The 14,032-nt window shown below is 59.9% G+C and carries 13 protein-coding genes; 10 read left to right on the forward strand and 3 right to left on the reverse strand.

The features are described from left to right. Positions 1 to 34 precede the first annotated feature (34 nt). Entirely contained in the window at positions 35 to 451 is a 417-nt protein-coding gene (locus ACA066_RS26860) for a DUF3010 family protein (RefSeq protein ID WP_497697274.1), read from the forward strand. Positions 452 to 578: 127 nt separating this feature from the next. Here ACA066_RS26860 and ACA066_RS26865 read toward each other — a convergent pair whose 3' ends face one another. After that, complete coding sequence (locus ACA066_RS26865) at positions 579 to 1,538, reverse strand: GlxA family transcriptional regulator (protein ID WP_497697275.1); 960 nt, start codon at positions 1,536 to 1,538, stop codon at positions 579 to 581. Positions 1,539 to 1,893: 355 nt separating this feature from the next. Between ACA066_RS26865 and ACA066_RS26870 the strand changes: the two genes are divergently transcribed. The 6 genes from ACA066_RS26870 (at position 1,894) to ACA066_RS26895 (ending at position 7,331) form a co-directional block, all read left to right on the forward strand. Further along, positions 1,894 to 2,838, forward strand: a complete 945-nt coding sequence (locus tag ACA066_RS26870) for a choline ABC transporter substrate-binding protein (RefSeq protein ID WP_497697276.1) — start codon at positions 1,894 to 1,896, stop codon at positions 2,836 to 2,838. 86 nt (positions 2,839 to 2,924) lie between these two features. Continuing rightward, a complete protein-coding gene (gene cdhC, locus ACA066_RS26875; protein WP_497697277.1) occupies positions 2,925 to 3,812 on the forward strand; it encodes a 3-dehydrocarnitine:acetyl-CoA trimethylamine transferase CdhC in 888 nt (295 codons plus the stop codon). 131 nt (positions 3,813 to 3,943) lie between these two features. Continuing rightward, complete coding sequence (locus tag ACA066_RS26880) at positions 3,944 to 4,909, forward strand: L-carnitine dehydrogenase (protein ID WP_497331471.1); 966 nt, start codon at positions 3,944 to 3,946, stop codon at positions 4,907 to 4,909. Positions 4,910 to 5,044: 135 nt separating this feature from the next. Beyond that, complete coding sequence (locus tag ACA066_RS26885; protein WP_497697278.1) at positions 5,045 to 5,521, forward strand: thioesterase family protein; 477 nt, start codon at positions 5,045 to 5,047, stop codon at positions 5,519 to 5,521. Between the two features lie 13 nt (positions 5,522 to 5,534). Continuing rightward, positions 5,535 to 6,698 (forward strand): gamma-butyrobetaine dioxygenase, encoded by a 1,164-nt coding sequence (locus ACA066_RS26890; RefSeq protein WP_497697279.1) that lies wholly within the window; start codon positions 5,535 to 5,537, stop codon positions 6,696 to 6,698. A 369-nt stretch (positions 6,699 to 7,067) separates the two neighbouring features. Continuing rightward, the gene (locus ACA066_RS26895; RefSeq protein ID WP_017341203.1) at positions 7,068 to 7,331 is read left to right on the forward strand and encodes a hypothetical protein; all 264 of its coding nucleotides are present in this window, start codon (positions 7,068 to 7,070) and stop codon (positions 7,329 to 7,331) included. A gap of 101 nt (positions 7,332 to 7,432) precedes the next feature. On the opposite strand, the gene gbdR is transcribed toward ACA066_RS26895, so the two are convergent. Both gbdR and ACA066_RS26905 read right to left on the reverse strand, forming a co-directional pair. Further along, a complete protein-coding gene (gbdR, locus tag ACA066_RS26900) occupies positions 7,433 to 8,536 on the reverse strand; it encodes a choline metabolism transcriptional regulator GbdR (protein ID WP_008033265.1) in 1,104 nt (367 codons plus the stop codon). 595 nt (positions 8,537 to 9,131) lie between these two features. Then, positions 9,132 to 10,508 carry an L-serine ammonia-lyase gene (locus tag ACA066_RS26905; protein WP_497697280.1) on the reverse strand — a complete coding sequence of 459 codons (1,377 nt, stop codon included), beginning with the start codon at positions 10,506 to 10,508 and terminating at the stop codon, positions 9,132 to 9,134. Between the two features lie 435 nt (positions 10,509 to 10,943). On the opposite strand from ACA066_RS26905, the gene ACA066_RS26910 reads away from it, so the two are divergent. From ACA066_RS26910 to choV, 3 genes are all read left to right on the forward strand, one after another. Next, positions 10,944 to 11,891, forward strand: a complete 948-nt coding sequence (locus tag ACA066_RS26910) for a choline ABC transporter substrate-binding protein (protein WP_497697281.1) — start codon at positions 10,944 to 10,946, stop codon at positions 11,889 to 11,891. Positions 11,892 to 11,957: 66 nt separating this feature from the next. Next, entirely contained in the window at positions 11,958 to 12,803 is an 846-nt protein-coding gene (gene choW / locus ACA066_RS26915; protein WP_133835662.1) for a choline ABC transporter permease subunit, read from the forward strand. Further along, positions 12,800 to 13,978, forward strand: coding sequence for a choline ABC transporter ATP-binding protein (gene choV, locus ACA066_RS26920; protein WP_497697282.1), 1,179 nt, complete (start codon positions 12,800 to 12,802; stop codon positions 13,976 to 13,978). Before choW ends, choV begins: the two co-directional genes overlap by 4 nt. Positions 13,979 to 14,032: the final 54 nt, after the last annotated feature.

Consider the following 14,032-nt stretch of genomic DNA (forward strand, 5'->3'; position numbering starts at 1 on the left):
AAGCTGCACATCACCATTCGGGGAAGGATTGAAAATGAAAATCTGCGGCATCGAAATCAAAGGCAGCGAAGCGATCATCGCCGTGGCCTCCCTCGACGGTCAGGCCTTGAGCCACGTCGCGCTGAACACCAAGAAAATCGCCCTCGATGATGATGACGAAGCCGCGAACGTCAAAGTCTTTGCCGCTCAGGTCGCGTCGTTCGTGCGTGAGAATTCCATCGACCGGATCGCGATCAAGAAGCGCAGCAAGAAAGGCGAGTTCGCCGGTGGGCCGACGACGTTCAAGATCGAAGGGGTTTTTCAGTTGCTGGAGAGTTGCGAGGTGACGTTGCTTTCGCCGCAGACGATCAATGCGCAGAACAAGAAGTTTGATTTTGAGCTGCCGGGGACGCTGAACAAGTATCAGCATGAGGCTTACAAGGCGGCTTGCTCCGCCCTGATGAAGAAGTAAAAGCGAAAGCAGATCAAAATGTGGGAGCGAGCCTGCTCGCGAAGGCGGACTGACATTCAACATCGATGTTGATGGTTCTACCGCTTTCGCGAGCAGGCTCGCTCCCACATTTGGTTTTGCGTTTGACTCAGACCAGTTCTCGCCCGTCACTCAACCGCCGTCGATCCTCCCGCGGGCACCGCTCAAACCGCGCCCGATAACTCCGGGTGAAATACGACGGCGATTCAAACCCGCACGCAATACTCACTTCCAGCACGCTCATGTCCGTCTGCCGCAACAACTGCCGCGCCTTCTCCAGCCTTAATCGCAGATAAAAATTGCTCGGCGTGTCGTTCAGGTGCAACCGAAACAACCGTTCCAGCTGCCGCCGCGTCACCTTGATCGACTCAGACAATTCCAGCGTGGTCAGCGGCGGCTCACTGTGCTGTTCCATCTCGCCAATAACGTGAACGAGCTTCTTGTTGCTGATGCCATACCGCGTGGCGACTTCCATGCGTTGGTGGTCTTTGCGCGGGCGGATGCGGCCGAGTACGAATTGTTCGCTGACCTGGATCGCCAGTTCCGGGCCGTGGGCCTGGGCGATGAGGTCGAGCATCAGGTCGATGGAGGCCGTGCCGCCGGCTGAGGTGATGCGTCGACGATCTATCTCGAACAGTTCCTGGGTGACGCTGAGCTGTGGATAAGACTCCTTGAAGGCGTCGATGGCTTCCCAGTGCAGGGTTATCCGATGGCCGTCGAGCAGGCCGGCTTCGGCGAGGACAAAGCTGCCGGTGTCGATGGCGCCGAGGGTCACGCCTTCGTTGTCCAGTCGACGCAGCCAGTGTTCCAGCGCCGGGGTGGCGAATTTCAGCGGTTCGAAGCCGGCGACCACCAACAGCGTCGCGCCTTTCTTCAGCGGTTCCAGCGCCGCGTCGGCGTTCACCGACATGCCGTTGCTGGCCAGCACCGCCCCGCCGTCAGCGCTCAGCACATGCCAGCGATACAGCTCGCCGCGAAAGCGATTGGCAACCCGCAGCGGCTCGATCGCCGAGATAAAACCGATGGCCGAGAAACCCGGCATCAACATGAAGTAGAAATCCTGGGACATGGAGCGCACTCGGTTGGCGGGTAGCGTGTGATGTTGATACGCCACTTGCACGCGGCATTCAAGAGGACAGGTCGCTGCAGTGCAAGAGCTTGTCGCCGCTGTGCGCTTTCATGGGCGCTTAGCTGCGTAACTTGGCATCACCGGCGCACGGCGCATCCGGTCTTGCGGATAGCTGCTCAATTTTTGCGGCGTCTGTTGCCCTCAAGCTGCGTTGCCGCTCCTCGTCATAGCGGGCTATGACTCGTCGCGGCGCCTTGCCTGAGGACAACAGCCACTCGCCAAAATATGAGCGCTATCCGCAAGACCGGATGCAGACGACCGGACCCACAATAACGAACTGCCGAGGAAACCTGAGATGAAACGACTGATCAGCAGCTGTGTTCTTGCACTCAGCGGTACCGCTTTCCTGAGCTCCAGCGTCATGGCCGCCGAACCTGCGTCGTGCCAGAACGTGCGCATGGGCGTAGTGAACTGGACCGACGTCATCGCCACCAGCGCCATGACCCAAGTATTGCTCGACGGCCTCGGCTACAACACCAAACAAACCAGCGCGTCCCAGCAAATCATCTTCGCCGGGATCCGCGACCAGCGCCTGGATTTGTTCCTGGGCTACTGGAACCCGCTGATGACGCAAACCATCACGCCTTTCGTCGACGCCAATCAGGTCAAGGTCCTTGAAGCGCCAAGCCTGAAAGACGCTCGCGCCACCCTCGCCGTACCGACTTATCTCGCCGACAAGGGCCTGAAAACCTTTGCCGACATCGCCAAATTCGAGAAAGAACTGGGCGGCAAAATCTACGGCATCGAGCCCGGCTCGGGCGCCAACACCCAGATCAAGGCGATGATCGCCAAGAACCAGTTTGGCCTCGGCAAGTTCCAGTTGGTCGAGTCCAGCGAGGCCGGCATGCTCGCGGCGGTGGATCGCGCCGTACGCCGCAAGGAAGCCGTGGTGTTCTTCGGCTGGGCGCCGCACCCGATGAACGTCAACGTGCAGATGACTTACCTCACCGGCAGCGACGACGCGCTGGGCCCGAACGAGGGTATGGCCACGGTCTGGACCGTCACCGCGCCGAACTACGCGCAGCAGTGCCCGAACATCGGCAAGTTGCTCAGCAACCTGACCTACACCGCCGAAGACGAGAGCCGGATGATGCAGCCGCTGCTGGATCACAAGGACGCGTTCGAATCGGCCAAGCAATGGCTGAAAGATCACCCGCAAGACAAGCAACGTTGGCTCGAAGGCGTCACCACCTTCGATGGCAAACCGGCGGCTGACAACCTGAAACTGACCAGCAAATAACCCGCTCACTTTTTATGAATCAAACCACCGATTCGCAGCCCGACCGGGCTGCGAACGGCACCACCACGCCTGCAAGGAACCCCCTCATGAACCACGACGTCATCATCACCTGCGCACTTACCGGTGCTGGCGACACGACCAGCAAAAGCCCACACGTGCCGGTCACCCCGAAACAAATCGCCGCCGCCGCAGTAGAAGCAGCAAAAGCGGGCGCCACGGTCGTCCACTGCCACGTGCGCAACCCGGAAACCGGCAAATTCAGCCGTGACGTGGCGCTGTATCGCGAAGTGATGGAGCGCATTCGCGAGGCCGACGTCGACATCATCGTCAACCTCACCGCCGGCATGGGCGGCGATCTGGAAATCGGCGCCGGCGAGAACCCGATGGAGTTCGGCCCGAACACCGACCTGGTCGGCCCGCTGACCCGACTGGCCCACGTCGAAGAACTGCTGCCGGAAATCTGCACCCTCGATTGCGGCACCCTGAACTTCGGCGACGGCGACACCATTTACGTGTCCACTCCGGCGCAACTGCGAGCTGGCGCCAAACGCATTCAAGAGCTGGGCGTGAAGGCCGAGCTGGAAATTTTCGACACCGGTCACCTGTGGTTCGCCAAACAGTTGATCAAGGAAGGCTTGCTCGACGACCCGCTGTTCCAGCTGTGCCTGGGCATCCCGTGGGGCGCGCCGGCTGATACCACCACCATGAAAGCCATGGTCGACAACCTGCCAGCGAATGCCGTGTGGGCCGGTTTCGGCATCGGTCGCATGCAGATGCCGATGGCGGCACAAGCGGTGCTGCTCGGCGGCAACGTGCGGGTCGGTCTGGAAGACAACATCTGGCTGGACAAGGGCGTGCTGGCAACCAACGGCCAACTGGTCGAGCGCGCCTCGGAAATCCTCAGCCGCCTCGGCGCCCGGGTTCTGACGCCGGCGGAAGGCCGGACAAAAATGGGCCTGACCAAGCGCGGCTGATCGTGTCACCAAACCCTGTAGGAGCGAGCTTGCTCGCGAAAAAGGTACAGCCGACGCCCCTATGCGCCTGGAATACCATCGCGAGCAAGCTCGCTCCTACAGGGATCACCGAATTCTTTTAGGACGTCGCCATGAGCTTTATCACTGATATCAAAACCTTCGCCGCCCTGGGCAGCGGTGTCATCGGCAGCGGCTGGGTGTCCCGCGCCCTCGCCCACGGCCTCGACGTGGTGGCCTGGGACCCGGCGCCCGGCGCCGAAGCCGCCCTGCGCAAACGCGTCGCCAATGCCTGGGGCGCGCTGGAGAAGCAAGGCCTGGCACCCGGCGCTTCGCAGGATCGCCTGCGCTTTGTCGCGACCATTGAAGAGTGTGTTCGCGATGCCGATTTCATTCAGGAAAGCGCCCCGGAACGCCTCGATCTGAAACTGGAACTGCACAGCAAAATCAGCGCGGCGGCCAAGCCCAATGCACTGATCGGCTCCAGCACTTCGGGCCTGTTGCCGAGCGAGTTCTACGAGAGCTCGACCCACCCGGAACGCTGCGTGGTCGGCCACCCGTTCAACCCGGTTTATCTGTTGCCCCTGGTGGAAGTGGTCGGCGGCAAAAATACCGCCCCGGAAGCCGTTCAAGCGGCCATGAAAGTCTACGAATCCTTAGGGATGCGTCCGCTGCATGTGCGCAAGGAAGTACCAGGATTCATCGCCGACCGTTTGCTCGAAGCACTGTGGCGCGAGGCGCTGCACCTGGTGAACGACGGTGTGGCGACGACCGGTGAAATCGACGACGCGATCCGTTTTGGCGCGGGTCTGCGCTGGTCGTTCATGGGCACCTTTTTGACCTACACCCTGGCCGGTGGCGATGCGGGGATGCGTCACTTCATGGCGCAGTTCGGTCCGGCGCTGCAGTTGCCGTGGACGTATCTGCCGGCGCCGGAGCTGACCGACAAGCTGATTGATGATGTGGTGGATGGCACCAGCGATCAGCTGGGCAAACACAGCATTTCGGCGCTGGAACGCTATCGTGACGATTGCCTGCTGGCGGTGCTTGAAGCGGTGAAAACCACCAAAGAGAAGCATGGGATGGCGTTCGCCGACTAACCACCGCCGTATCTGTAGGAGCGAGGCTTGCCCGCGAAGAGGCCGGTACATCCGACGGATTTCTTGCGGCAGGAATACCGCCTTCGCGGGCAAGCCTTGCTCCTACAGGTTTCAACCACTTTCGGATGTGACGACATGCCCGCACTGACTACCTACCAAACCACAATCATCCCCGACTGGGTCGACTACAACGGCCACCTGCGCGACGCCTTCTACCTGCTGATTTTCAGCTACGCCACCGACGCACTGATGGACCGTCTGGGCATGGACAGCAACAACCGCGAAGCCAGCGGCAACTCGCTGTTCACCCTCGAACTGCACCTCAATTACCTGCACGAAGTGAAGCTCGACGCCGACGTTGAAGTACACACCCAGATCATTGCTCACGACAGCAAACGCCTGCACCTCTATCACAGCCTGCATCTGGTCGGCGATGACAAGGAACTGGCGGGCAACGAACAAATGCTGCTGCACGTCGACCTCGCCGGGCTGCGTTCCGCGCCGTTCAGCGAAGCAACGCTGGGCAAGCTGCAAGCCATCGTTGCCGAACAAACCGACCTGCCTGCCCCCGACTACGTTGGCCGAGTGATCGCTCTACCCGCAAAAAAATAACAAGGAGATCGCCATGAACACCGCCGCTGCGTTTGCCGACTTTCGTACTTATCCGTTGATCAGCGCGCTGAGTGGCGTGCAGGCCCTGGCGGATCGCGTTCTCGTGAAGTGGGCAGATGACCGTGTCAGCCCCTTTCATCATCAATGGCTGCGGGACAACTGCCCGTGCCCGCAATGCGTCTACACCGTGACCCGTGAGCAAGTGCTGGAAATCGTCGATGTTGCTGAAAACCTGATACCCGCAGAGACGAGCGTCGACACTGAAGGTTGCCTCTGCGTCCAGTGGCAGGACGGCCACCTCAGCCGCTTTGATCCAGGCTGGTTGCGGGCCCATGCCTATGACGACGACTCCCGCGCCGAACGCCGGGCCGGCAAGCCGAAATCCAGGCTGTGGAAAAGCGACTTGCGTCTGCCGGTGTTCGACTATCAGGCGCTGATGAACGACAACGACGCCTTGCTGCAGTGGCTGCTGGCCGTGCGTGATATCGGCCTCAGCCAAGTCCGCGGCGTGCCCACCGAACCCGGTTCGCTGAAGTTGATTGCCCAGCGGATTTCCTTCATCCGCGAGAGCAATTTCGGCGTGCTGTTCAACGTGCAATCCAAGGCCGATGCCGACAGCAATGCCTACACCGCTTTCAACCTGCCGTTGCACAGCGATTTGCCGACCCGGGAGTTGCAACCGGGCCTGCAATTCCTGCATTGCCTGGTCAATGACGCGGACGGCGGCGAGAGTATTTTTGTCGACGGTTTTGCGATTGCCCAAGCGTTGCGCGAGGAAGATCCCGAGTCGTTCAAAGCCCTGTGCGAAATCCCCGTGGAGTTTCGCAACAAGGACCGTCACAGCGACTATCGCTGCCTCGCGCCGATCATTGCTCTGGATGCGGTGGGGCAGGTGTCGGAAATCCGTATGGCGAACTTCCTGCGCGGGCCGTTTGATGCGTCGGTGGATGAGATGCCTACGTTGTATCGCGCTTACCGGCGCTTTATTGCCATGACCCGCGAGGCGCGGTTTCGCGTGATGACGCGGCTTAATCCGGGTGAGATGTGGTGCTTCGATAATCGCCGCACCCTTCATGCCCGCAATGCGTTCGATCCTGCCAGTGGCGCCCGGCATTTTCAGGGGTGCTATGTCGATCGGGATGAGTTGTTGTCGCGGATCCTCGTTTTACAGCGTTAAACCGCGTCATCGTTCTTCGCGGGCAAGCCTCGCTCCTACAGGTTATGTATTGCTCCTGTAGGAGCGAGGCTTGCCCGCGAAGGCGTCCGCAAAGGCAACACTAAGATCCCGGATTCACAGGCAAAAAAAACCCCGATCAAGCCGTGACAGGATCGGGGCAGAAGGTACTGTTGAGGAGCCGTTGCGCGAGGGTGACCAAACCTTCGTGAAGCCAGCTGAATCCAGTGTGCCCACTCTCCCCTCTCGCAAGTTAGCCGAAAACGACCTGTTCATAGGTATTGCGGCCATTGCGACAAATCGTCCTTGCCGACGCCAACGGCCCCTACGAGAATCGAACCACGACACCGTTCCCTGAAGAAGGATTGCGTCATGATGCACGCCGATTTGATTGACCAGGAAGACCTGTTGGGCCAACTGAAGTCGTTGGGGTTTCAAGTACCGAACGGCTCCACAGCCGAGCAGGCATGCGAGTGTGCAGTGCGGGGCTTGAACGATGAACGGGCGATGACGCTGCGGACCATGGTCAAGCAGATGTACACCAGCAGCGCGACCATTCTGCCGGCGGTGCGCCAGGCCATTGATAAGCAACTGCTGCCGGCATTGGCGGAGTATCAGCAAAGCCGTAGCGCCTGATCTGTGGCGAGGGGGCTTGCCCCCGTTGGGTCGCGCAGCGGCCCCAAGATTTTACGACTGCTGCGCAGCCGAACGGGGGCAAGCCCCCTCGCCACAATGGTTTAGAGCCTAACGCTGGCGAACGTCGACTCATTGCGCGCCTGACTCAACGCCGACAACGGCCCGGACAACGGCGACAGCACCAATGCTTGCGGCAGCGGCATCATCGCCACTTGCTGCGTGGTGTTGGAACCGACGCGTTCGTCACGCGGCGGAATGCCGAAGTATTCGCGGTAGCACTTGGAGAAGTGCGGCGTGGACACGAAGCCGCACACCGACGCCACTTCGATGATCGACATCGGCGTTTGCTTGAGCAACTGCCGGGCGCGGATCAAACGCAGTTTCAGGTAGTAACGCGACGGCGAGCAGTGCAGGTATTTCTGGAACAGCCGCTCGAGCTGGCGACGGGACACGGCGACGTACACCGCCAGTTCGTCGAGGTCGATCGGCTCTTCAAGGTTGGCTTCCATCAGCGCGACGATTTCCTGCAACTTCGGCTGGTTGGTACCGAGCATGTGCTTGAGTGGCACGCGCTGGTGATCCTGTTCGTTACGGATGCGCTCGTAGACGAACATTTCCGAGATCGCGGCCGACAGTTCACGACCGTGATCGCGGCTGATCAGGTGCAGCATCATGTCCAGCGGCGCGGTGCCGCCGGAGCTGGTGAAACGGTTACGGTCGAGGGTGAACAAACGGGTGCTCATGGCCACGCGCGGGAAGGCTTCCTGCATCGAAGCCAGACATTCCCAGTGAACGCTGCAATCAAAACCGTCCAGCAGGCCGGCGCAGGCCAGGGCCCAGCTGCCGGTGCAGACGGCACCGAGGCGCTTGGATTGACGCGCCTGGCTTTGCAGCCATGAGACGTGTTCGCGAGTAACAGTGCGCTGAATGCCGATACCGCCGCAGACAATGATGGTGTCCATGGACGGTGCTTTGTGCATGGAGGCGTCGGGGGTGATCTGCAGACCGTCACTGGCCCAGACCTGACCGCCGTCGACGGTGAGCGTGGTCCAGCGATACAGCTCGCGACCGGACAATTGGTTGGCCATACGCAGGGGTTCTACGGCGGAGGCCAGAGAAATAAGCGTGAAATTGTCCAGCAGCAGAAAGCCGATGGATTGAGGCGCACGGTTCTGGGGTTGAGCCCCGGAGTTGAACGTCGTCATCGCGGTATCTCCTCACACAAAGCAGGTGATGGCCTCAGGCGGAGGCTCTTGTTATTGCCATCGTTCTCGCATGGGAGACGGGCTTTGTAATGACAGAGCAATTGCCATGCCTAAAATTGAATGCGCGTTCAATAACTCCTGAAAACGACGTCGCAGCGTGTCTATATAAGCCGCGTCGCGAGTGGGGGTTATAAGTGGCAGGAAAGGCAGCAAGCGCTCTGCTCCGTTGCGTGTGAGCAAATCGGTAGCACTTGTGGGAACAGGCTTGCGGCGCCTCAGGAAAGAGTGTCACCGCAAGCACAGGGGACGGAAGGTCAGGGCTGACTTGGATCCCTGACTTGCTGCAAGTGGCTTATCTGTAAGCGACGCGCCAAAACGTGGCGCGTTTCAATTTCTGTGTTCACTTAGCGCGCAGTTTTGACTGGTCTGGTGTGGCAGAAACCGTCCTGTGGCGAGGGAGCTTGCTCCCGCTGGGCTGCGTCAGCAGCCCCAAACCTTGCGACCCTACTCTTTCAGGCACACCGCAGTCGCCGATTTTACGACTGCTCCGCAGCCGAGCGGGAGCAAGCTCCCTCGCCACAGGTTCAACTCGGTATCAGCATTCAACCGCACTCACCGCCAACCCACCTCGCGATGTCTCTTTATATTTGTCATGCATATCCGCCCCGGTATCACGCATGGTGCGGATCACCCGGTCCAGCGAAATAAAGTGCTGACCATCGCCGCGCAACGCCATCTGCGCCGCGTTGATCGCTTTCACCGCGGCAATCGCATTGCGCTCGATGCACGGCACCTGCACCAGTCCGCCGACCGGATCGCAGGTCAGGCCGAGGTTGTGCTCCAGACCGATTTCCGCCGCATTACACAATTGCTCCGGCGTGGCGCCAAGGATCTCCGCCAACCCCGCCGCCGCCATGGCGCAAGCCGAACCGACTTCGCCCTGGCAACCGACTTCCGCACCGGAAATAGAGGCGTTCTTCTTGCACAGAATCCCTACCGCTGCGGCACTGAGGAAATAGTCGACCACGTTGGCGTCGGTCACCGCCTCGCTGAACTTCATGAAGTAGTGCAACACCGCCGGAATGATCCCCGCCGCGCCGTTAGTCGGCGCCGTGACCATGCGCCCGCCGGCGGCGTTTTCTTCGTTGACCGCCAGGGCGAACAGGTTGACCCACTCCATCGCGCTCAGCGTCGAGCCGATCACGTTGGGCTTGTTCAACTCCTGCAGGCTACGGTGCAATTTGGCCGCACGACGGCGCACGTTCAGGCCTCCGGGCAGGATGCCTTCGTGCTTGAGGCCTTGCTCGACGCAATCCTGCATCGCCCGCCAGAGCTTCATCAGCCCTGCGCGGATTTCTTCTTCGCTGCGCCAGACCTTCTCGTTGGCCATCATCAATTCGGCGACGCGCAGGTTGTGCTGCTTGCAGAGGCTGAGCAGTTCGACGGCGCTGGAGAAATCGTACGGCAACACCGTGCGATCCAGATCCACCACACCGCTGGAAGCTTGTGCTTCATCGACGACAAATCCGCCCCCGATGGAATAGTAGGTGTCGCGATGCAGCTCGCCGTCATCGCCTTCGGCGATCAGGGTCATGGCGTTAGGGTGGAACGACAGGTTTTCGTCGATCAGACGCATGTCCCGGGCCCAGATGAACGGCACTGACAATCGGCCGTCTAGCAGCAGCGTATGGGTTTCGCGCAGGGTTTCAATGCGGATGCCGATTTGCGACGGATCGATCGCGTCAGGCCACTCACCCATCAGGCCCATGATCACCGCGTTGTCGCTGCCGTGACCGATGCCGGTGGCCGACAATGAACCATAGAGCTGAACTTCAACACGCCGCACTTGTTCCAAAAGACCCTGCTCACGCAAACCTTGCACGAACAGCGCCGCAGCACGCATCGGCCCCACGGTGTGCGAACTGGAAGGGCCGATGCCGATTTTGAACAGGTCGAAAACGCTGATAGCCATTACTGCCGAACTCCTGGATGTGCCAACTCCAGGCGCAGAAGCGCCCGGTGACGGAGCTGCTACGCTCAAGCTGCAATCCGCCGGGATGGCCGCATCATCAGGCTTTTGCGGTGTCGTTCGACGTCTCACACCGACGCACTCATGCCCACCAACGCCGTGTGCGTTTTACGCCATGTTTTCGCCATTTTTTTGCGATGCAGAGGGGGAAAAGGGGCTGAAAAAATCTGTAAACGACGTCACCGACACTGGATGCGACCATCCCTGTACTGGTTACGACGCACCCTGTAGGCGTCAGATTTTCGCTGGTACATGATCGTATCGACTCGATTGCAAGGCGCCGTGGTAGAGCTGTCTCCAAAACGCCATCCAACCGCAACCTATAAGTGCGGTGGTCCAGTCGGAACACTGCCAAAAAAAACACCAAGGAGTCCATCCATGAAAGGTTCCCCGTCGTTGTTGTTGGCCGCCATGCTGAGTCTGCCGTTACTGGCTCAAGCCGCAGAACCCGCTCAGTGCAGTACCGTAAACTTCTCCGATGTCGGCTGGACCGACATTACCGCGACAACCGCCACCACCAGCGTCGTGCTCGATGCCCTGGGCTACAAGACCAAAACCACCATGATTTCCGTGCCAGTGACCTACAAGTCCCTGGCCGATGGCAAGAACATGGACATTTTCCTCGGTAACTGGATGCCGACCATGGAAAACGACATCAAGGCCTACCGCGATGCCGGCACCGTGGATGTCGTGCGCACCAACCTCACCGGCGCCAAGTACACCCTCGCCGTGCCGCAGGCGCTGTACGACAAAGGGCTGCATGACTTCGCCGACATCGCCAAATTCAAGAAAGAACTCGACGGCAAGATCTACGGCATCGAGCCGGGTAACGACGGCAACCGTCTGATCCAGAGTATGATCGACAAGAACGCCTTCGGCTTGAAGGACGCCGGTTTCAAGATGGTCGAATCCAGCGAAGCCGGCATGCTGTCGCAGGTCGACCGCGCCCAGAAACGCGACACCGCCGTCGTATTCCTCGGCTGGGCGCCGCATCCGATGAACAAGCGTTTCAAGATTCAGTACCTGACCGGTGGTGACGACTTCTTCGGCCCGGACTTCGGTGCCGCCACCGTGGCAACCAATACCCGCAAGGGGTACGTCCAGGAATGCAGCAACGTCGGTCAGTTGCTGAAAAACCTGGAATTCACCGTCGACATGGAAAGCGCACTGATGGGCAACATCCTGGACGACAAAATGAAGCCTGATGCGGCCGCCAAGGCCTGGCTGAAAAAGAATCCACAGGTGCTCGATACCTGGCTCGCTGGCGTGACCACCATTGACGGTAAACCAGGCCTGGAGGCCGTGAAAGCCAAGCTCGCACAGTAAATCGCTTACGCCGGGCGAGCGTGCTCGCCCGGGCTGTTTATTCCTTGCATGCGGACGTTCACTACCATGCTGATTGATCAGAAAATCCCTTTAGGCCAGTACATCGCGGGCTTCGTTGAATGGTTGACGCAACACGGCGCCAACACCTTCGACGCGATCGCCGTGACACTGGAAACGATGATCCACGGCGTGACTTTTGCGCTGACCTGGTTCAACCCGCTGGCATTGATCGGCCTCATCGCGCTACTGGCACACTTCATTCAACGAAAGTGGGGGCTGACCGTTTTCGTCATTGCCTCCTTTCTGCTGATCCTCAATCTGGGGTACTGGCAGGAAACCATGGAAACCCTCGCCCAGGTGTTGTTCGCCACCCTGGTCTGCGTGGTCATCGGCGTGCCGCTGGGCATCGTCGCTGCACACAAACCGATGTTCTACACACTGATGCGTCCGGTGCTCGATCTGATGCAGACCGTACCGACCTTCGTTTACCTTATTCCTACCCTGACCCTCTTCGGTCTGGGTGTGGTCCCGGGTCTGATCTCCACGGTGGTGTTTGCGATTGCCGCGCCTATCCGCCTGACCTACCTGGGTATCCGTGATGTTCCCGCAGAACTGATGGACGCCGGCAAAGCCTTCGGCTGCTCGCGCCGTCAACTGCTCGCTCGCATCGAACTGCCCTACGCGATGCCAAGCATCGCGGCCGGTATTACCCAGTGCATCATGCTGTCGTTGTCGATGGTGGTGATCGCCGCACTGGTGGGCGCCGACGGCCTGGGCAAACCTGTGGTCAACGCACTGAACACCGCCGATATCGCCCTGGGCTTCGAAGCCGGGTTGGCAATCGTACTGCTGGCGATCATGCTCGACCGTATCTGCAAACAACCCGACGCTAAAGTAGGGGGTGACGCATGAGCATTATTCGCTTCGAAGACGTCGACGTGATCTTCTCCAAAGATCCGCGCGAGGCGCTCAAACTCCTCGACCAGGGCATGACCCGCGACCAGATCCTGAAAAAGACCGGACAGATTGTCGGTGTTGAAAAGGCCAGCCTGGACGTCGAAAAAGGTGAAATCTGCGTATTGATGGGCCTGTCCGGCTCCGGCAAATCCAGCCTGCTGCGCTGCATCAACGGTCTCAACACCGTGAGCCGCGGCAAGTTGTTTGTCGAGCACGAAGGCAAGCAGATCGACATCGCGTCCTGTACCCCGGCAGAATTGAAAATGATGCGCACCAAGCGTATCGCGATGGTGTTCCAGAAGTTCGCCCTGATGCCTTGGCTCACGGTGCGCGAGAACATCAGTTTCGGTCTGGAAATGCAGGGTCGGCCGGAGAAGGAACGGAAAAAACTGGTGGACGAAAAGCTTGAGTTGGTGGGCCTGACCCAGTGGCGCAACAAGAAGCCCGACGAGCTCTCCGGCGGCATGCAGCAGCGTGTCGGCCTGGCCCGCGCCCTGGCGATGGACGCCGACATTCTGCTGATGGATGAACCGTTTTCGGCCCTCGACCCGCTGATCCGCCAAGGCCTGCAGGACGAACTGCTGGAGCTGCAAAGCAAGCTGAACAAAACCATCGTCTTCGTGAGTCACGACCTCGATGAAGCACTGAAGCTCGGCAGCCGTATCGCGATCATGAAAGACGGTCGCATCGTCCAGTACAGTAAGCCTGAAGAAATCGTGTTGAACCCGGCGGACGACTACGTGCGGACCTTCGTCGCGCACACCAACCCGCTGAACGTGTTGTGCGGTCGCAGCCTGATGCGCACCCTCGACAACTGCAAACGCATCAACGGTTCGGTCTGCCTCGATCCGGGCGGCGATTCGTGGCTGGACCTGGCCGAAGGCAACACCATCAAAGGTGCACGCCAGAATGGTTCGGCCCTGGATCTGCAGAACTGGGTGCCGGGTCAGGCCGTGGAAGGCCTGGGTCGTCGACCTACCCTGGTGGATTCGAACATCGGCATGCGCGATGCGCTGCAGATTCGTTATCAGACCGGCAACAAGCTGGTGCTGCACGACAAGAACCATGTGGTCGGCATTCTCGGCGACAGCGAGCTGTATCACGCGCTGCTCGGCAAGAACCTGGGCTAAGACCGCAGACACAAAAACGCCGCGAGAGGATCGCGGCGTTTTTGTTTATGGGAT

The organism is Pseudomonas sp. LBUM1651 (assembly GCF_059716135.1).